The 18,532-nt window shown below is 68.6% G+C and carries 18 protein-coding genes; all 18 read left to right on the top strand.

All coding sequences use genetic code 11. The features are described from left to right. Positions 1–172: 172 nt before the first annotated feature. The gene (locus CJ010_RS04495; RefSeq protein ID WP_141016932.1) at positions 173–883 is read left to right on the top strand and encodes a class I SAM-dependent methyltransferase; all 711 of its coding nucleotides are present in this window, start codon (positions 173–175) and stop codon (positions 881–883) included. Beyond that, entirely contained in the window at positions 880–1,422 is a 543-nt protein-coding gene (locus CJ010_RS04490) for a DUF2478 domain-containing protein (RefSeq protein WP_141016931.1), read from the top strand. Before CJ010_RS04495 ends, CJ010_RS04490 begins: the two co-directional genes overlap by 4 nt. A 7-nt stretch (positions 1,423–1,429) precedes the next feature. After that, positions 1,430–1,681, top strand: a complete 252-nt coding sequence (locus CJ010_RS04485; protein WP_141016930.1) for a YkgJ family cysteine cluster protein — start codon at positions 1,430–1,432, stop codon at positions 1,679–1,681. A 102-nt stretch (positions 1,682–1,783) separates the two neighbouring features. Further along, positions 1,784–2,608, top strand: coding sequence for an undecaprenyl-diphosphate phosphatase (locus tag CJ010_RS04480; RefSeq protein WP_141016929.1), 825 nt, complete (start codon positions 1,784–1,786; stop codon positions 2,606–2,608). Between the two features lie 57 nt (positions 2,609–2,665). Beyond that, a complete protein-coding gene (locus CJ010_RS04475) occupies positions 2,666–3,247 on the top strand; it encodes a YqiA/YcfP family alpha/beta fold hydrolase (protein WP_141016928.1) in 582 nt (193 codons plus the stop codon). Beyond that, complete coding sequence (locus CJ010_RS04470; RefSeq protein ID WP_141016927.1) at positions 3,244–4,089, top strand: class I SAM-dependent methyltransferase; 846 nt, start codon at positions 3,244–3,246, stop codon at positions 4,087–4,089. The genes CJ010_RS04475 and CJ010_RS04470 overlap by 4 nt, the downstream gene beginning before the upstream one ends. Before the next feature lie 88 nt (positions 4,090–4,177). Continuing rightward, the gene (locus CJ010_RS04465) at positions 4,178–6,079 is read left to right on the top strand and encodes a ribonuclease catalytic domain-containing protein (RefSeq protein ID WP_141016926.1); all 1,902 of its coding nucleotides are present in this window, start codon (positions 4,178–4,180) and stop codon (positions 6,077–6,079) included. A 9-nt stretch (positions 6,080–6,088) separates the two neighbouring features. Further along, positions 6,089–7,000: an energy transducer TonB gene (locus CJ010_RS04460; RefSeq protein WP_141016925.1), complete on the top strand. Its 912-nt coding sequence runs from the start codon at positions 6,089–6,091 to the stop codon at positions 6,998–7,000. A 13-nt stretch (positions 7,001–7,013) separates the two neighbouring features. Next, a complete protein-coding gene (gene aroE / locus CJ010_RS04455) occupies positions 7,014–7,847 on the top strand; it encodes a shikimate dehydrogenase (protein WP_141016924.1) in 834 nt (277 codons plus the stop codon). Further along, the gene (mtgA, locus tag CJ010_RS04450) at positions 7,844–8,539 is read left to right on the top strand and encodes a monofunctional biosynthetic peptidoglycan transglycosylase (protein ID WP_141016923.1); all 696 of its coding nucleotides are present in this window, start codon (positions 7,844–7,846) and stop codon (positions 8,537–8,539) included. Before aroE ends, mtgA begins: the two co-directional genes overlap by 4 nt. A gap of 173 nt (positions 8,540–8,712) precedes the next feature. Further along, entirely contained in the window at positions 8,713–10,155 is a 1,443-nt protein-coding gene (gene mgtE, locus CJ010_RS04445; protein ID WP_141016922.1) for a magnesium transporter, read from the top strand. A gap of 17 nt (positions 10,156–10,172) precedes the next feature. Next, positions 10,173–10,874: a two-component system response regulator CreB gene (gene creB, locus CJ010_RS04440; RefSeq protein WP_141016921.1), complete on the top strand. Its 702-nt coding sequence runs from the start codon at positions 10,173–10,175 to the stop codon at positions 10,872–10,874. Positions 10,875–10,884: 10 nt separating this feature from the next. After that, on the top strand, positions 10,885–12,309 hold the full coding sequence (gene creC / locus CJ010_RS04435) for a two-component system sensor histidine kinase CreC (protein WP_141016920.1): 1,425 nt from the start codon (positions 10,885–10,887) through the stop codon (positions 12,307–12,309). A gap of 119 nt (positions 12,310–12,428) precedes the next feature. Then, positions 12,429–13,760 (top strand): cell envelope integrity protein CreD, encoded by a 1,332-nt coding sequence (gene creD / locus CJ010_RS04430; protein WP_141016919.1) that lies wholly within the window; start codon positions 12,429–12,431, stop codon positions 13,758–13,760. A gap of 4 nt (positions 13,761–13,764) precedes the next feature. Then, the gene (locus tag CJ010_RS04425; protein WP_141016918.1) at positions 13,765–15,123 is read left to right on the top strand and encodes a glycoside hydrolase family 3 N-terminal domain-containing protein; all 1,359 of its coding nucleotides are present in this window, start codon (positions 13,765–13,767) and stop codon (positions 15,121–15,123) included. 140 nt (positions 15,124–15,263) lie between these two features. Further along, the gene (gene egtB / locus CJ010_RS04420) at positions 15,264–16,586 is read left to right on the top strand and encodes an ergothioneine biosynthesis protein EgtB (protein ID WP_141016917.1); all 1,323 of its coding nucleotides are present in this window, start codon (positions 15,264–15,266) and stop codon (positions 16,584–16,586) included. Then, positions 16,583–17,557, top strand: coding sequence for an L-histidine N(alpha)-methyltransferase (gene egtD / locus CJ010_RS04415; RefSeq protein WP_141016916.1), 975 nt, complete (start codon positions 16,583–16,585; stop codon positions 17,555–17,557). The genes egtB and egtD overlap by 4 nt, the downstream gene beginning before the upstream one ends. Before the next feature lie 206 nt (positions 17,558–17,763). Then, positions 17,764–18,513, top strand: a complete 750-nt coding sequence (locus tag CJ010_RS04410) for a PEP-CTERM sorting domain-containing protein (protein WP_240794589.1) — start codon at positions 17,764–17,766, stop codon at positions 18,511–18,513. The last annotated feature ends 19 nt before the right edge of the window (positions 18,514–18,532 follow it).

The raw sequence follows: 18,532 nt of genomic DNA, 5'->3' as shown, positions 1-18,532 counted from the left end.
TCACTCGTGGGCCGTCGGCTCATGCCTCATTCGGGCAGGCTGGCGGCACTGTCGGGCGCGCCGCTCGCCGGCGCGTAAAGGCAGCATTATCCCAGCGGATCCGCCGTCGGCACACCTGTTACGGCCTGCTCGCGTAGATATACTCGTCCTTCACCCGCCGCCGCCGGTAGCCATGCCCATTTCCCCACCCTCGCACTGCCCGCTCTGCCATGCCGCTGCGCCGTTCTGGCTGCGGGAAGGCCGCCGCGGCATGCCCGCGCGCGACTATCACCGCTGTCCCGACTGCAAGCTGGTATTCGTGCCCGCGGTCTTTCATCTCGACGCCGCAGCCGAACGCGCGGAGTACGACCTGCATCGCAACGATCCGCTCGATGAAGGCTATCGCCGCTTTCTCGGGAGGCTGGTCAAACCGCTGCGCGAGCGCCTGCCGGCCGGGACGACCGGGCTGGATTTCGGCTGCGGCCCGGGCCCGGCCTTGCAGCAACTGCTGCGGGGAAACGGCCTCGCATGCGCGACCTACGACCCCTATTACCAACCCGACACCACCGTGCTGGAAGCGCGCTACGACTTCGTCACCTGCACCGAGGTGGTCGAGCACTTCGCCCAGCCGCGCGCATCCTTCGACCTGCTCCACACGCTGCTGAAACCCGGCGGCATCCTCGCGATCATGACGCGACGCCCCGGCGACGCCGCGGCCTTCTCCACCTGGCACTACTCCCGCGACCCGACCCACATCGCCTTCTACGCGCTCGAGACCTTCAACTGGATCGCCGACCGCTACGACCTGCGCATCGAAGTCCTCGCCGACGACATCGTGCTGCTGCACAAGCGGCCCGCCGATGCGACAATCGCGCATCGCCCGCCCGGCCCCGTGCTTCCATGACCGCTTCCACTCCTGCCTCATCCACCGTCCTGCCCATCGCCGCCATCCTGTACACGCCGACCGACAACGTCGAGGCCGTGCTGGTGGAAGCGGCCGCACGCCTGGGCGAACGCGGCGTCCGGCTGGGTGGCGTCATCCAGCACGATATCGGCGGAGCACTCAACGATCCGTGCGCGATGGAGCTCGAAGACCTGTCCTCCGGTACGCGCTTCTCGCTGTCGCAGGAACTCGGCCGCGGCTCGGAAGCCTGCCGGCTCGACCCGGATGCGCTCGCGCGTGCCTCGATGATCGTGCGCAATGGCATAGACCACGGCGCCGAACTCGTCATCTTCAACAAGTTCGGCGCCCAGGAGGCAGCCGGCGCGGGCCTGCGTGCCGAGATGGGCATCGCTGCCCTTGCCGGCACACCGCTGTTGACTGCCGTCGGCCACCGCTTCCTTGCCGAATGGATGGAATTCACCGGCGGCGAGAGCAGTCTGCTCGCACCCTCGGTGGACAGCGTGCTCGCCTGGTGGAACGCGCTCCGCCATCCGGCCTGACGCCGCCGTGGATTGCCGACCAGGCTGTGCCGCCTGCTGCATCGCACCTTCGATCTCGAGTGCCATCCCCGGCATGCCACAAGGGAAACCGGCCGGTGTCCGCTGCGTCCAGCTCGACGATGCCGAACGCTGCAAGCTCTTCGGCGACCCGCGCCGGCCTGACGTATGCGGCAGCCTGCCCCCCTCGGCCGAGATGTGCGGCGGCAGCCGCGAACACGCCATCGCCTGGCTGACCCGGCTGGAACACCTCACCGCCTGAAGCACCGCGTTACCCAGTTGCGCTGCGGCGCAATATTGCGTCCGGCTATAATCGGCGGCCGCACTCCACACGGTGCAAACACTTCCCGGGGGCCTTCGCCGCATGGACTTCACGCTACTTCTCACCGCACTGATCCTCGGCATCGTCGAAGGCCTTACCGAATTCCTGCCGATCTCTTCCACCGGCCACCTCATCATCCTCGGCGACCTCCTCGGCTACAACGACGAGGCCAGCAAGGTCTTCAAGATCGTCATCCAGTTCGCTGCCATCCTCGCCGTGTGCTGGGATTACCGCGAGCGCCTCGCCAAGGTTGCACTCGGCGTGACGAGCGATCGCAGCGCACAGCGCTTCGTCGGCCTCCTGCTGCTCGGCTTCCTGCCGGCCGCGGTGCTCGGCTTCCTGTTCCACTCGACGATCAAGACCGTGCTGTTCAATCCGCTGGTGGTGGCCACCGCGCTGGTGGTCGGCGGCTTCATCATCCTGTACGTGGAAAAGCGCGCCTACCATCCGCGCATCGAATCGGTCGAGGCGATGCGCTGGACCGATGCCGTGAAGGTGGGCTTTGCCCAGGCGCTGGCGATGATTCCCGGCACCTCGCGCTCCGGCGCCACCATCATGGGCGGCGTGATCTTCGGCCTGTCGCGCAAGACCGCGGCCGAGTTCTCCTTCTTCCTCGCCATCCCGACGATGTTCGCGGCCACGGTGTACGACCTCTACAAGAACTGGGCGCTGCTGCGGGTGGAAGACCTGCCGGTGTTCGCGGTCGGCTTCGTCGCCTCCTTCGTCGCGGCGATGTGGGCAGTGAAGAGCTTCATCCGCTTCATCTCCAACCACACTTTCATCGCCTTCGCCTGGTACCGCATCGTGTTCGGGCTGATCGTGCTCGCCACCTGGAAGTTCGACCTGGTGTCCTGGAGCCAGTCCTGATCCGGCCCGTGCCCGGTCACGGCTAAACTGGCATTCCGTTCTTACGGCGGTCCGCCCATGATCATCTACCTCCACGGTTTCCGCTCCGCCCCCGCCTCGGTTAAGGCGCAGGCGCTCAGAGCCCGCATGGCAGAGCGCGGGCTGAGCGAGTCTTTCTGGTGCGAGCAGCTGCCGGTATCGCCACAGGCGGCGATCGCGCTGGTCGAGGCGCAGATCGCCCACGCGCTCGCGCAGCCCGGCCAGCCCGCGCCGACCCTGGTGGGCAGCTCGCTCGGCGGCTACTACGCGACATGGTTGGCCGAACGCCACGGCCTGCGCGCGGTACTGGTGAATCCGGCGGTGGTCGCCCCCCTGTCGCTGGAAGCCTATATCGGGCAGCAGACCAATCTCTACACCGGCGAGCGCTTCGACTTCACCCAGCAGCACATCGACGAGCTGCGCGCGCTCGAGCCGGCCGCCATCACCCGCCCCGAGCGCTACTGGCTGCTGGTCGAGACCGGCGACGAGGTGCTCGACTACCGCCACGCCGTTGCGCGCTACGCGGGCGCCCGCCAGACGGTGCTGGTAGGCGGCGACCACGGTTTCTCGCGCTGGCACGACTATCTCGACGACGTCATCCGTTACGCGGGGCTGGCATGAGCAGCGGCTTCGACGCCCGCCGCTTCAAGGCTCAGGAGCGCGCCGGCTTCAATCGCATCGCCACGCGCTATGCCGAAGGGGCGCGGCTGCGCACCGAGCTGGCCGATGCGGTACTAAACGCCGCGGCGCTCGCGCCCGGTCTGCGGGTGCTCGATCTCGCCAGCGGCCCCGGCCTGCTCGCCGGCGCTGCAGCAAGGCAGGTTGCTCCCGACGGCTGGGTGATGGCGTCCGACATCGCCGAATCCATGCTGGCCGAGGGCGCCCGCGCCCATGGCGATGCCGCGTCGCTGCTGTTCGCCGCGGCCGACGCCGAACGGCTCTGCCTGCCGCCGGCCAGCGTCGATCGCGTGCTCGCCGGCCTCGCGCTCTTCATGTTTCCCCATCCGGCGCGTGCCCTGGCCGAGATCCACCGCGTCCTTGCCCCCGGCGGTCTGGTGGTGCTGTCGGTATGGGGCGAGCGTGCCGCCGTGCCATTGATCCACTGCGCCCAGAACGCCATCGCACAGGTGTTGCCGCCACCCAGGGTCGCCCGCCCCTCGGTGTTCCGTTACGGCGAACCCGGCGTGTTGCAGGCCGAACTGGCAGCCGCCGGTTTCGCCCCGCAATGCACCCTGCCTTGCCGCTTCGCCTGCCGGTTCGCCGATGCCGACAGCTACTGGCAGGCCTTCCTCGATCTTGCCGGCGGCGTCGCCGAGGCGCTTGCGCGCCTTCCTTCCAGCAGCCTCGACGCCTTGCGCACCGCAGTAACGGAGGAACTCCAGGCCTACCGCGCCGCAGACGACGAGGACGGCTACCTCCTGCCCGCCACCGCCCTCGTCGCGGTCGCCCGCAAGCCAGACTGAAAGCAGATGCATCGGCGCCGAAAAGCGCCGCGGCTGGATCGTCTAATCCAGTAAACTACAGGGCTTGCTCATTCCCTGGCGGTTGCCGATGTTCGTGCTGTTCGAAGAGGACGGAGCCTTCAAGGCCGGAACCATCCTCGCTGAAAACGATGCCTCCCTGCAGGTCGAAAACACCCACGGCAAACGGGTGAAGATCAAGCGCGCCAACGTGCTGCTGAACTTCCGCGAGCCCTCCCCGGCCGACCTGCTCGCACGCGCCGAAGCCGCAGCCGAGGCGCTCGACACCGAATTCCTGTGGGAAGTCTGCGGCGACGACGAATTCGGCTTCGCCGAGTTCGCCGCCGAATACCACGGCCACCCACCGAGCGCCGTCGAGGCCGCAACGGTGCTGCTGCGCCTGCACTCGGCGCCGATCTGGTTCCACCGCAAGGGGCGCGGGCGCTTCCGCAAGGCGCCGGCCGACATCCTGCAGGCGGCGCTCGCCGGTCTGGAAAAGAAGCGCCAGCAGGCGCTGGCCATCGAGGAGATGCGCGCCGAACTGGTCGAAGGCCGCATGCCCGCCGCCTTCGCCGGCCTGCTGCCGCAGATCCTCTACCGGCCCGACCGCAACCGGCTGGAAGTGAAGGCGCTCGAAGCCGCCTGCGTCGACAGCGGCCTGTCGGCACCGCGCCTGCTGCTGAAATGCGGCGCGCTGGCGTCCAGCTTCGAATACCACTTCAACCGTTTCCTGTTCGAATACTTCCCGGAAGGCATCGCCTTCCCGACCTTCGAACGGCCCGCGGTGCCGACCGACCTGCCGCGCGCCGACGTGGCTGCCTTCTCCATCGACGACGCCACCACCACCGAGATCGACGACGCCTTCTCGGTGACCCCGAAGCCCGGCGGCGGCTGGCGGGTCGGCATCCACATCGCGGCGCCGGCGCTGGGCTGCGAACGCGGCTCGGCGCTGGACGAGATCGCGCGCCGCCGCCTGTCCACCGTCTACATGCCGGGCAACAAGATCACGATGCTGCCGGACGAAATGGTCGAGGCCTTCACCCTGGCCGCAGGCCGCGACTGCCCGGCGATCTCGCTCTACCTCGACGTCAATGCCAACCTCGCCGTCACCGGCCAGGAAAGCCGCATCGAACTGGTGCCCATCGTCGCCAACCTGCGCCACCACGACATCGAGCCGGTGTTCAACGAGGAGACGGTGCACGAGGGCGTGCCCGATTTCAAATGGAAGCGCGAGCTGATGCTGCTGTGGGATCTGGCCACGGTGCTGGAAGCCGGACGCGGCAAACCGGCGGCCAACCAGAACCAGGTCGACCACAGCTTCTACGTCGATTGGCAGACCGAGACCGGCGACGGTCCCGGCTATGTCACCATCACCAAGCGCCTGCGCGGCTCGCCGATGGACAAGCTGGTCGCCGAGCTGATGATCCTGGCCAACTCCACCTGGGGCAAGCTACTCGACGAAGCCGGCGTGCCCGGCCTCTATCGCGTGCAGAGCGGCGGCAAGGTGCGCATGACGACGGTGGCCGGCCCGCACGAAGGCCTGGGCGTGGATTGCTACGCCTGGTCGAGTTCGCCGCTGCGCCGCTATGTCGACCTGGTGAACCAGTGGCAGATCATCGCGGTGCTGCAGGGCACGCCGCCGGCCTTTGCGCCGAAGTCGGCCGAACTGATGGCGGCGCTGCGCGACTTCGAGCTCACCTACGCCGCCTACGCCGACTTCCAGCGCCAGATGGAGCGCTACTGGTGCCTGCGCTGGCTGCGCCAGGCCGCGGCCGGTCCGGTGGAAGCCACCGTGCTGCGCGACAACGTGGTCAAGCTCGAAGCCATTCCGCTGGTGTTCAAGGTGCCGTCGATGCCGCTGCAGCTGCCGGGCAGCCGCGTCCGCCTGGTCGTCGAAGGCAGCGACCTGCTCGACGTCGAGATCCAGGCACGCTTCCAGGAGATCCTTTCCGAACCCGATCCCGAGGATTACGTCGAGTTCGAAGGCCCTTAGAATAGCGTCATGTCATCGACTTCCATGCTAGCCACCGCCAGCGGCCAGGCCCGGCCGGCAGCCGCGCTGGCCGCTTTCGCGAGCGGACGATCGCTGCTGACGCTGGCCTTCGCGCTCTCGCTCGCCCTGCACGGCATCCTGCTGGCCATCCACTTCAGCCCGCCGGAACGCAAGCCGATGCGCGACAAGGGGCTGGAGGTGGTGCTGGTCAATGCTCGCCACGCCAAGGCGCCGGACAAGGCCCAGGTGCTGGCCCAGGCCAATCTCGACGGCGGCGGTACCAGCGACAAGGCGGTCACGCCCAAATCGCCCCTGCCGCCCCAGGACGCCCGTCGCGACGGCAATGCCCTGACCGAGGCCCGTCGCAAGGTGCAGCAGCAGGAGCGCACCCAGCAGCAACTGCTCACCCAGGTGAAAAAGGCGCCCAGCGTCGCGACCGTGCAGCAGCAGGTCGAACAGCCTGCGCCGGTGCCTGCCGCCTCCGGGCTGGACCTGCTCGACAGCGCGGCGGCCATCGCCCGCATCGAGGCCCAGATCGACCGCAATCTCGAGGAGTACGCCAAGCGGCCGCGCAAGAAGTTCATCGGCGCGCGCGCGCGCGAGTATCGCTTCGCCCAGTACGTCGAGGACTGGCGGCTCAAGATCGAGCGCATCGGCACCCTCAACTACCCGGAAGCGGCGCGCGGCAAGCTGTACGGCAGCCTGCTGCTGTCAGTGTCGATCCGCTCGGACGGCAGCGTCGCCAGCGTCGAAGTCACCCGCAGCTCCGGCCACAAGGTTCTCGACGATGCGGCCAAGCGCATCGTGAACATGTCCGCGCCGTACGCGCCCTTTCCGCCCGACATCAGCAAGGACACCGACATCATCGAGATCGTGCGCACCTGGACCTTCACCAATACCGACCAGGTACGCGCCAACTAGGAGCCGGCCACGCATGGACCGCTACGCCGTCATCGGCAATCCGATCGCCCACAGCAAGTCGCCCCTGATCCACGCCGCCTACGCCCGTCAGACCGGCCAGGAACTGAGCTACGAAGCCATACTCGGCCCGCTGGACGGCTTTGCCGCAACGGTCGCCGCCTTTCGTGCCGACTGCGGCCGCGGCATGAACGTGACCGTGCCCTTCAAGCTCGAGGCCCACGCTCTGGCCGACCGCCTGACGCCCCGCGCCGCCGCTGCCGGCGCGGTGAACACCCTCGCCTTCGGTGCCGACGGCATCCTCGGCGACAACACCGACGGCGCCGGCCTGGTGCGCGACATCACCGTCAATCTCGGCAGCGTGCTGGCCGGCCAGCGCGTGCTGCTGCTCGGTGCCGGCGGCGCCGCCCGCGGCGCGCTGCTGCCGCTGCTGGCCGAGCAGCCGGCGACGCTCACCATCGCCAACCGTACCGAGTCCAAGGCGATCGCGCTGGCAGAAGGCTTCCGCCAGCAGCACCCCGACGTGGCGCTCGACGCCTGCGGCTTTGCCGCGCTGGCCGGTCGGCGCTTCGACGTCGTCATCAACGCCACCGCCGCCAGCCTCGCCGACGAAGCGCCGCCGCTGCCGGCCGGGCTCTACGCCGACGGCGCGCTGGCCTACGACATGATGTACGGCCGCGGCGACACGCCCTTCCTCGCCGCCGCTCGCAGCGACGGCGCCGCCCGGCTGGCCGACGGCCTCGGCATGCTGGTCGAGCAGGCTGCCGAGAGCTTCCTGCTGTGGCGCGGCGTGCGTCCCGACACGGCGCCGGTGCTCGCCGAACTGCGCGCCCAGCTCGCTGCCCGATGACCCGCTTGCTGGGCTGGATAGGGCGCGGCCTGCTGGCCGTGGTCGTCCTGCTGCTGGTGTGGCAGCTGTGGCTGCTCGCCCAGGTGGCCTGGTGGAGCCAGTTCAACCCGGGCAGCACCAGTTTCATGCGCCTGCGCCTGGATGCGATGCAGGAGAAGAAGCCCGACGCGCAGTTGCGCCACAAGTGGGTGCCCTACGCGCAGATCTCGATCAACCTCAAGCGCGCGGTCGTTGCTGCCGAGGACGACGGCTTCGTCGATCACGAAGGTTTCGACTGGGAAGGCATACAGCGCGCGCTCGAAAAGAACGAGCGCAAGGGGCGCACCGTGTCCGGCGGCTCCACGATCAGCCAGCAGCTCGCCAAGAATCTCTTCCTGTCGCCCTCGCGCAGCTATCTGCGCAAGGCGCAGGAGGCAGTGATCACCGTGATGATAGAAAGCCTGTGGAGCAAGCGCCGCATCCTCGAGGTGTATCTGAACGTGGTCGAATGGGGCGACGGCATCTTCGGCGCCGAAGCCGCCGCACAACGCTATTACGGTGTGCCGGCCGCCCGTCTCGGCGCCGACCAGGCGGCCAGACTGGCGGTGATGCTGCCCAATCCGCGCAAGTACGAACGCAGTTTCGGGCCGCGCCTCGCCGCCCATGCAGCGCGTATCCGCAGCCGCATGGCCTGGGCCCAGGTACCCGAATGAGGGTGTAACGCCGGCGTTTCCCCTGCCCGGCGGCCACCGCCTGGCGCAAGGTGAGCCGAAACGCGAGAAAAACCGGCCGGAATCGCGTGCAGCAAGCGTTTCGGGGTCGCGTGCAACGCGACGAGTCCGTAGAATTCGCGTCTCCCGCACCCACCCCACCGGCCCTTCGCGCAATGACCCCGGAAGAGGAACTCCACCCCGACGACGTCCAGCAGCACCTGCGCGAAGTGCAGGAGCTGCTGTCGCGCCAGAAGCTGGTGGAAGACCTCGTGCACCGCCAGGACATGCCGCGCCACGATCTGGTGGAATCGCTGGTGCACAAGCAGCACGTGGCCGGCCTGCGCGCCAAGCTCGATTCGCTGCACCCGGCCGACATCGCCTTCATCCTCGAAGCGCTGCCGCTCGAAGAACGCCTCTTCGTCTGGGACCTGGTCAAGGCGGAGCGCGACGGCGAGATCCTGCTCGAAGTCTCCGATGCCGTCCGCGAATCGCTGATCGAGACGATGGCGCCGGAAGAGCTCAAGGCGGCGGCGGAAACGCTGGACGCCGACGAGCTCGCCGACCTCGCGCCCGACCTGCCGCCCGAGGTCATCCAGGACGTCTTCCAGTCGCTCGACCACGAAGGCCGCGAACAGCTGCGCGCGGCCATGTCCTACCCGGAGGACTCGGTCGGCGCGCTGATGGACTTCGACATGATGACCGTCCGCGAGGACGTCACGCTCGAAGTCGTGCTGCGCTACCTGCGCCGTTTCGACGAGCTGCCCGACCACACCGACAAGCTCTTCGTGGTCGACCGCGAGGATCGCCTCAAGGGCATCCTGTCGCTCGAATGCCTGCTGATCAACGACCCGGAGCTCGAGGTCGCCGAGGTCATGCGCCAGGAAGTGGTGATCAGCTTCGAACCGGAAGACGACGCCGACGACGCGGCCCAGGCCTTCGAACGCTACGACCTCGTGTCCGCCCCGGTGGTGGACCGCGAAAAGCGGCTGGTCGGCCGCCTCACCGTAGCCGACGTGGTGGACTTCATCCGCGAGGAATCCGAGGCCGAGATCCTCAGCCACGCCGGTCTGAAGGAAGAAGAAGACATCTTCGCCTCGGTGTGGGACTCGGTGAAAAACCGCTGGTCCTGGCTGGCGGTAAACCTCGTCACCGCCTTCATCGCCTCGCGCGTGATCGGCGCCTTCGAAGGTTCGATCGAGAAGCTGGTCGCGCTCGCCGCGCTGATGCCCATCGTCGCCGGCATCGGCGGCAATTCCGGCAACCAGACCATCACCATGATCGTGCGCGCCATCGCCATGGGCCAGGTCGAGCAGAGCGCCATGCACCGCCTGCTGAAGAAGGAGATCAGCGTCGCGCTGATCAACGGCCTGGTGTGGGGCGGCCTGCTCGGCGTACTCGCCTGGTGGCTGTATGGTAGCGGTGCGCTCGGCGTGGTGATGACTGCCGCGATGACGCTCAACCTGCTACTCGCCGCCACCGCCGGCGTCGCCATTCCCATGCTGCGCCAGCGCCTCGGCGCCGACCCGGCGATCGGCGGCTCGGTGATGATCACCGCGCTGACCGACTCCGGCGGCTTCTTCATCTTCCTCGGCCTGGCCACGCTGTTCCTGCTGTGAGCGGCACGACGGCGGCGATGTCCAGGCGCATCCTCATCGTCGACGACGAACCGGCGATCGCCGACATGCTGGCCTACGCCCTGCGCACCGAAGGCTATGCGCCGGACTGCGTAAGCCTCGGCGGCGACGCCCTGACCGCCTTGCGCGGCAACGCCGACTACGCGCTGGTGATCCTCGACGTCGGCCTGCCCGACCTCAGCGGCTTCGACGTCTGCCGCGCACTGCGGCGCGAATCCGACGTGCCGGTGATCTTCCTCACCGCGCGCAGCGACGAGGTCGACCGCATCGTCGGCCTCGAACTCGGCGCCGACGACTACGTGCCCAAGCCCTTCAGCCCGCGCGAAGTGGCCTCGCGGGTGCGCGCCATCCTGCGGCGCGCGCGGCCGCAGGCCGCCCTGACACCGACCGCGGCCGGCGATGGCGGCGACGGCCCGTTCCGCCACGACGCCGACGGCGCCCGCATCGCCTTCCACGGCGTGTGGCTGTCGCTGACGCGCTACGAATACCGCCTGCTCGCCACCCTGCTCGAACGCCCTGGCCGGGTGCAGAGCCGCGCCCAGCTGATGGCCGCGGTCTGGCACGACGCCGAGGACAGCCTCGAACGCACCGTGGACGCCCACATCAAGACCCTGCGCGCCAAGCTGCGCGCGGTCAGCGAGACCGACGACCCGATCGAGACCCACCGCGGCCTCGGCTACAGCCTGCGCGCCGGCGGCTGACGCGGCGCGCATGAACATCGCGATCCGCTTCTTCATCGGCTATTTCCTGATCGTCGGGCTGGCCGCCTGGTTCGCGCTCAACATTTTCGCCAGGGAAGTCGAACCCGGCCTGCGCCAGGCCACCGAGGAAACCCTGGTCGACACCGCCCACCTGCTCGCCGAAGTCGCCGCCGACCACCTGCGCGACGGCCGTCTCGCGGACGACGCTTTCGCCGCCGCGGTGCAGCGCGCGCGGGAGCGTTCGCCGCAGGCGGTGATCTACGGCGTGCCCAAGACCACGCTGGACGTGCGCGTCTATCTCACCGATGCCGGCGGCAAGGTCTTGTTCGATTCCGAAGGCAGCGCGGTCGGCGCCGACTACAGCCAGTGGCGCGACGTCGCCCGCGTGCTGCGTGGCGAATACGGCGCGCGCAGCACCCGCGACGATCCGCAGGATCCGGCCAGCGCGGTGATGTACGTCGCCGCGCCGGTGATGGACGACGGCCGCCTGGTCGGCGTGCTGAGCGTCGCCAAGCCGGCCGCCTCGCTGCTGCCCTACGCCGACCAGGCGCGCGACCGGGTACGACGCGCCGGCATGCTGCTGCTCGGCAGTTCGGCCCTGATCGGCCTGGTGTTCACCCTGTGGCTGACCTGGTCGCTCAATCGTCTGCGCGACTACGCCCGCGCCGTCGCCCGCGGCGACAAGGCGGTCGCACCCACCGGGGGCGGCGGCCAGCTCTCGGAGCTCGCCCGCGCGCTGGCCGAGATGCGCGCCCGCCTCGACGGCAAGCAGTATGTCGAACACTACGTACAAAGCCTGGCCCACGAACTCAAGAGCCCGCTCACAGCGGTGCGCGGCGCCGCCGAACTGCTTCAGGAAGCGCCCTCGGCCGCCGACCGCGAACGCTTCGCCGGCCATATCGCCGAGCAGGCCGAGCGCATGCAGCTCATCATCGACCGCCTGCTGGCACTCGCCCGCGTCGAACAACTGCAGGCCCCCGGCGCGGTGGCGGAAACCAGCCTGGGCGAACTCGCGCACGAGGTCGTCGCCAGCCGAGCCAGCCAACTCGCGGCGCAAAGGCTGGAAGTCGATATCGGCGGCGAGCCGGCACGTCGGGTGCGCGGCGACCTCTTCCTGCTGCAGCAGGCGCTCGCCAACCTGCTCGACAACGCCATCGCCTTCTCGCCGAAGGGGGCGCGCATCGCCATCGACCTCGGCAGCGACGCCGATCGCCACATCGTCGCCGTGCGCGACCACGGCCCCGGTGCGCCGAACTACGCCCTGCCGCAGCTCTTCGAGCGTTTCTACTCGCTGCCGCGCCCGACGACCGGGCGCAAGAGCACCGGTCTCGGTCTCGCCTTCGTGCGCGAAGTGGCGCGGGTCCACGGTGGCGAGGCCGACTTCGCCAACGCGACTGGCGGTGGCGCCATCGCCCGCATCCTGCTGCCGCGCTGACCGCGCTTACACATCCGCACACCGGCTTCACGCAGGCCCGTTCCGCTTCACACCGGCTTCACCCGCCCTTCACCGCCGCCGCCGAGACTTCCTCCCGTCATTTTCAAAAGGGGAAGGTCATGCAAAGAAAGTTGTTGGCAAAGCTGGGCATCATTGCCTTGTTGTCGCTGATCCTGCTGATTCCGCTGGCGATGATCGAAGCGCAGATCGCCGCGCGCAGCGAACGCCAGGATGCGGTGGTGCAGGACATCGCCGACACCGCCGCCGGCCCGCAGACGCTGGTCGGCCCGGTGCTGGCGGTGCGCTACCGAGAGCGCGTCACCCAGCGCGAGCGCGATGCCGCCACCGGCAAGGAAACGCTGCGCCGCGAGATCGTCGAGCGCACCCTGGTGCTGCCGCCCCAGCGGCTCGCCATCGACGGCGACGCCAGCGTGGAAACACGCCAGCGCGGCCTCTACCGCGCCAGCCTCTACCACCTCGCCGCCCGGCTCGACGGCCACTTCGTCATCGACGAGCGGCTGGGCCTGGCCGCCGAACGTGAGCTGATCGACGCGCGTGCCTACCTGGTGGTCGGCATCGCCGACCCGCGCGGCGTGGACAACGATCCGGCGCTACGCATCAATGGTCGCGACTATCGCTTCAGCGCCGGCAACGCCGGTGCGTTGGCCGGGCCGGGACTCAATGTCGACCTCGGCGAAATCGCGCTCGACCGCGCCGGCCGCTTCGACTTCAACTTTCCGCTCGCGCTCACCGGCTCGGCGCGGCTGGCGATCGCGCCGGCCGGCGAGGCCACCGCGGTGACGCTGCGTTCGCCCTGGCCGCACCCCAGCTTCCAGGGCCGCTTCCTGCCGCTCACCCGCAGCGTGAGCGGGCGCGGTTTCGAAGCCCAATGGCAGATCTCCCACCTCGCCCGCAACTTCGAGCGCGTGCTTGCGGCCAGCGACGAGGACCGCGCCGTCCGGCCGGAAACCCTGGCCGTCAGCTTCATCGAGCCGGTCAATGTGTACCTGAAATCCGAACGCGCGGTGAAGTACGGCGTGCTGTTCGTGGTGCTGACCTTCGCCGCCTTCTTCCTCACCGAAGTCCTGCGCCGCCTGCCCATCCATCCGCTGCAGTACCTGCTGGTCGGGCTGGCGCTGGCGGTGTTCTTCCTGTTGTTGATCGCGCTCTCGGAGCACGTCGCCTTCGGCCCCGCCTATGCGCTTTCGGCAGCGGCCTGCGTACTGCTGATCGGCACCTATCTAGCCGGTGCCCTGGGCAGCCTGCGCCGCGGCGCAGCCTTCGGCGCCGGCATCGGCGCGCTGTACGGCGTGCTCTACGGCGTGCTGCTGTCGGAAGACAACGCGCTGCTGATGGGCGCCTTGCTGCTGTTCGCCGCACTCGGTGCGACCATGCTCGCCACCCGCCGCATCGACTGGTACCGCCTCGGCCACGTCCGCGCGGAGGCCTGAAGCGATGGCGCCCCTTAGCCTGGCGGCGAGAACACGCCGCCTGCTGCCGGCACTGCTGCGCTGGGCCGCGGTCCTGGTGCTGCTGACAATGGCGAGCGATCCGCGCTCGCCCTACCTGCTGCCCCTGCGCGCCCACATCACCGCCACGCTGGTGATCGCCGGACTGGCCGGCGCCGGCATCTGCGCGCTTGCGCTGCGTGCCGGCCGCATCGGCCGCGGCGAGGGCACGCTGCTGCTCGGCCTTGCGCTGGCCGGCTGCACCCTGGCGGGCTGGGAAGCGATGCGCTTCGCCAACCAGCGCATCGACGTCCTCGCCGCCGCGCTGACGGCCGATGGCGACGCGCGCTGGCTGGGCGCCCGCTTCATCGTCGGCTACCGCAGGCTCGACGAAGTGGCCCGACTGGCCGAACGCGGCCTCATCGGCGGCGTCTATCTCGCCCGCCACAACGTGCGCGGCCGCAGCGTCGCGGCGATCCGCGCGGAAATCGACTACCTCCAGCGCCTCCGCGCCGAGGCCGGCCTGCCGTCGCTGATCGTCGCCGCCGACCAGGAGGGCGGCAGCGTCGCCCACATGAGCCCGCCGCTCGACCCGATGCCGGCGCTCGCCACCCTGCTCGACGGCGACGACGCCACGCTGGAGGCGCGCGCCCGTGCCTACGGCCTCCGCCAGGGGACAGGCCTGGCGATGCTGGGGGTGACGCTCAACTTCGGCCCGGTGGTCGACCTGCGCCCGGCCGGCGGCGGCCCCCTGCTCGACACCCACACCCGCATCGGCCGACGCGCCATCGCCGCCGACCCGGCGCTGGTCACCCGCGTCGCCCGCGCCTATGGCGAGGGCCTGGCAAGCGCCGGGGTACTGGCCACGCTCAAGCACTTTCCCGGTCTCGCCGGCGTCGACGCCGACACCCACCACTTCCGCGCCCGTCTCGACACCCCGGCGGCCGAACTCGCTGCACGCGACTGGCACCCCTTTCGCGAAGCCGCCGCCAGCAGTGCAGCCATCATGCTTGGCCACGTCGTCCTGCCGGCGCTCGACCCGACACGGCCGGCCTCGCTGTCGCCGGCGGTGGTGCAGGGCCTGCTGCGCGGGCAATGGGGCTACGACGGCCTGCTGGTCACCGACGACCTCAACATGGGCGCGGTGTATAGGAGCGGTATCTGCAAAGCGGCGGTGGAAGCCTTGCAGGCCGGCGTCGATCTGGTGCTGATTTCCTACGATCCCGACCAGTTTTACCCGGCGATGCACTGCGCGCTTGCCGCCGCACGCGACGGCCGGCTGCCCGTCAAACGCCGGCCGGATAGCCGCATCGCCGCGCGGGCTTTATCCCCGGCAAGCGTGGGCGAGCCTGTGGACAAGCTGTGAGCACACGTCGCAGTGGATTGTTTTCAAAATAATTTTCCAGGCCGCTCAAATTTCGGGCAATACCGCCGGGGGGCACCCACGATTGACGCCGCCCGGCCGGTCTGCTTTGCTGAACGCATGGCTGCTCCAGCGGAGGTCACATGAAGCGATGGCCGCAGCACGCTCCCGGATGGGACGACGATAACAACGACGGCGACGACGGCGACGACCGCCACGCCTGGGCGGAACGCTACGGCCGCGTGCGGGCGGCCAGCGTTGCACTGTGCGCCCCGCTCGCGGTCGAGGACTACGTGATCCAGGCCTGCGAGGAGGCCAGCCCGGCGAAATGGCACCTCGCCCACGTCAGCTGGTTCTTCGAGACCTTCATCCTCACCGAATACCTGCCCGGCTACACCGAGTTCCATCCGCGCTATCGCCAGCTCTTCAATTCCTACTACGAACAGCTCGGCGAAGTCTTCCCGCGGCCGGCACGCGGCACCCTGTCGCGACCGACGGTGGAAGAGGTCCAGCGCTACCGCGCCCATGTCGACCAGCACATGCTGGCACTACTCGCCGAGCGCGCCGACCTGCCCTGGCCCGAGATCCTGCAGCGACTCGAGATCGGCCTCAATCACGAGCAGCAGCACCAGGAACTGCTGCTCACCGACATCAAGCGCAACTTCGCCGCCAATCCGCTGCGCCCGGCCTATCGCCAGGATCTGCCGCCCTCGCCGTCACAGCCGCGGCCAGCGATGGCGTGGACGGATTTCGACGGCGGCGTGTACCAGATCGGCCACGCCAGCCTCGACGAAGGCTTCGCCTACGACAACGAGGGCCCGCGCCATCGCGTCTATCTCGAACCTTTCCGGCTCGCCTCGCGGCTGGTGACCAACGGCGAATTCCTCGCCTTCATCGAATCCGGCGGCTATGCCAACCCGGCGCTGTGGCTGTCCGAGGGCTGGGCCCGGGTCCGCCAGGCGGGCTGGAACGCGCCGCTGTACTGGGAACGCATCGGCGGCGAGTGGTGGCACTTCACCCTCGGCGGCATGGCGCCGCTCGATCCCGACGAACCAGTGTGCCACGTGAGCTTCTTCGAAGCCGCGGCCTACGCCGCCTGGACCGGCCGCCGGCTGCCGACCGAGGCCGAATGGGAAGTGGCGGCGGCGGCACAGGATCTCGTCGGCAACCTGCGCGAGACCGGTTTCCTCAAGCCGGTGGTCGCGCCCGCCGACGCCGGCCTCACCCAGCTCTACGGCGACGTCTGGGAGCACACCGCGTCCGCCTACCTCCCCTACCCCGGCTACCGCGCGGCCGAGGGTGCGCTGGGCGAATACAACGGCAAGTTCATGTGCAACCAGATGGTGCTGCGCGGCGGCTCCTGCGTCACGCCCGCCGACCACCTGCGGCCGACCTACCGCAACTTCTTCTACCCGCACGAACGCTGGCAGTTCCAGGGTTTCCGGCTGGCCGAGGACGCGCCGTGAACCGGGCCGCGGCGCCGCCATCGAACTTCCATTTCCACGACCTGCAACCGCCGCCGGACGACTTTCGTGCGGCGGTGATCGCCGGCCTGCGCAGCCAGCCGCGCAGCCTGTCGCCCAAGTATTTCTACGATGCGCGCGGCTCGACACTGTTCGATGCAATCACTGCGCTGCCGGAGTACTACCTCACCCGCACCGAAATCGGTCTGCTGCGCCGCTACGGCGACGAGATGGCCACCCTGCTCGGCCGCGACACCGTGCTGCTGGAATTCGGCAGCGGCAGCGACGTCAAGGTGCGCCTGCTGCTCGATGCGCTGCGCCCCCACGCCTACCTGCCGCTGGACATCTCGGCCACGCACCTGCGCCGCGCTGCGGCCGCGATCGCGGCCGATCACGCCCGGCTGCAGGTGCATGCGCTGTGTGTCGATTACACCTGCCCCTTCCCGCTGCCCGCCACGCTGGACGGCCACCGCCGCGCCGCCTTCTTTCCCGGCTCCAGCATCGGCAACTTCGAACCGCAACAGGCCTGCCGCCTGCTGCGCGGGATCGCCGATCTGCTCGGCCCCCACGGCAATCTCCTGATCGGGGTGGATCTCAAGAAGGCCCACGCCGAGCTCCACGCCGCCTACAACGACGCCGCCGGCGTCACCGCGGCATTCAACCTCAATCTGCTGCACCGCATGCGTGCCGAGCTCGATGCCCAGGTCGACCCAGCCGGTTTCCGCCACCACGCCTTCTACAACGCGGAAGCCGGGCGCATCGAGATGCACCTGCTCGCCACCGACAGGCAGCAAGTCCGTATTGGCGACGAAGGTTTCGTCTTCGGGGCAGGCGACGGCATCCACACCGAGAACGCCTACAAGTACAGCCTGGACGAATTCGGCGCGCTGGCCGCCCGCGCCGGCTTGCGCACCCGCCGCGTCTGGTGCGACGACGGCGAACGATACAGCGTGCATTGTCTGCAGCCCGCGTGATCCACCGCACAGCGGCAGGTCTGGTCACGCAACTATCATGGGCGCCTAAGCGCAAGGCATAGCAGAAAATGCCGTCGGGAATTCTTACACTTTCGGCAAAAACCAACGTCGAAAAATTAACTAGTTTAGTAAAAACAGTAACTTAGTTAAGTTGGCATGCATGCTGCTTAAATCGGAAAACCTGATTTATACATAAATTGAATAACATGAAATATTTTAGACTTCTCCCCGGCCTTTTTACCGGCCTTGCCTGCCTCACTCTTGCCGCACCGGCATCAGCCGCGCTCTATACCGCCGACTACGGCAACCAGATCGCCAACATCAGCGATTGCGACGATTGCTACAGCTCGCCCGTCAGTCTCGGTTCCGGCCAGAGCATCAACTTCTTCGGTTCGACCTACAACAGCCTTTACGTCGGCTCCAACGGTTACGTCACCTTCGGCTCCGGCCAAAACGGGTTTACACCTGCGGCACTTGACGCTCAGACGCTGGCCCCGATGATCGCCGGACTCTTCACCGACCTCGACAGCCGTTCGGACGCACTCTCCAACGTCTACGTGAACACTGACCTGGCGGGCCAGATCGTCGTTACCTGGTCTCAAATGGGGCACTACAGCCAAAACTATTCGGTGCGCAGCACCTTCCAGTTGGTGATCCGCTCCGACCAGTACGGCTTCGATAGCAGCGAAGGCCAGATCGGCTTCTTCTACGACACCATCACCGATGCCTCCAGTGCCAGCGCCGGCTTCGGCGACGGGCTGAGCACGGTGAACGACGGCGAAGTCGCCCTGTTCTTCGGCCCGGCGAGCGGCGCCTCGCAGGATGATCCGCGGTGGTTCCGGCTGCGTGACGGCATCCCCGACGACCCGGCCTCGGTGCCCGAGCCCGGCATGGCCGCCCTGCTCGCCGTGGGTCTGCTTGGTCTCGGCCTGAACCGGCGCCGCAAGCAGGCCTGAGCGCCTGCCGCCGCATTAC

Source organism: Azoarcus sp. DD4, assembly GCF_006496635.1.
GTDB lineage: Bacteria > Pseudomonadota > Gammaproteobacteria > Burkholderiales > Rhodocyclaceae > Azoarcus.
This window is presented reverse-complemented; position numbering and strand designations above follow the sequence as displayed.

Coding starts and splice junctions, on each gene's coding strand:
- CJ010_RS04410 (WP_240794589.1), top strand. CDS start 17,764: ATGAAATATTTTAGACTTCTCCCCGGCCTTTTTACCGGCCTTGCCTGC.
- CJ010_RS04460 (WP_141016925.1), top strand. CDS start 6,089: ATGTCATCGACTTCCATGCTAGCCACCGCCAGCGGCCAGGCCCGGCCG.
- CJ010_RS04480 (WP_141016929.1), top strand. CDS start 1,784: ATGGACTTCACGCTACTTCTCACCGCACTGATCCTCGGCATCGTCGAA.
- CJ010_RS04495 (WP_141016932.1), top strand. CDS start 173: ATGCCCATTTCCCCACCCTCGCACTGCCCGCTCTGCCATGCCGCTGCG.
- creB (WP_141016921.1), top strand. CDS start 10,173: ATGTCCAGGCGCATCCTCATCGTCGACGACGAACCGGCGATCGCCGAC.
- CJ010_RS04465 (WP_141016926.1), top strand. CDS start 4,178: ATGTTCGTGCTGTTCGAAGAGGACGGAGCCTTCAAGGCCGGAACCATC.
- mtgA (WP_141016923.1), top strand. CDS start 7,844: ATGACCCGCTTGCTGGGCTGGATAGGGCGCGGCCTGCTGGCCGTGGTC.
- creC (WP_141016920.1), top strand. CDS start 10,885: ATGAACATCGCGATCCGCTTCTTCATCGGCTATTTCCTGATCGTCGGG.
- creD (WP_141016919.1), top strand. CDS start 12,429: ATGCAAAGAAAGTTGTTGGCAAAGCTGGGCATCATTGCCTTGTTGTCG.
- aroE (WP_141016924.1), top strand. CDS start 7,014: ATGGACCGCTACGCCGTCATCGGCAATCCGATCGCCCACAGCAAGTCG.
- mgtE (WP_141016922.1), top strand. CDS start 8,713: ATGACCCCGGAAGAGGAACTCCACCCCGACGACGTCCAGCAGCACCTG.
- egtB (WP_141016917.1), top strand. CDS start 15,264: ATGAAGCGATGGCCGCAGCACGCTCCCGGATGGGACGACGATAACAAC.
- CJ010_RS04475 (WP_141016928.1), top strand. CDS start 2,666: ATGATCATCTACCTCCACGGTTTCCGCTCCGCCCCCGCCTCGGTTAAG.
- CJ010_RS04470 (WP_141016927.1), top strand. CDS start 3,244: ATGAGCAGCGGCTTCGACGCCCGCCGCTTCAAGGCTCAGGAGCGCGCC.
- CJ010_RS04425 (WP_141016918.1), top strand. CDS start 13,765: ATGGCGCCCCTTAGCCTGGCGGCGAGAACACGCCGCCTGCTGCCGGCA.
- CJ010_RS04490 (WP_141016931.1), top strand. CDS start 880: ATGACCGCTTCCACTCCTGCCTCATCCACCGTCCTGCCCATCGCCGCC.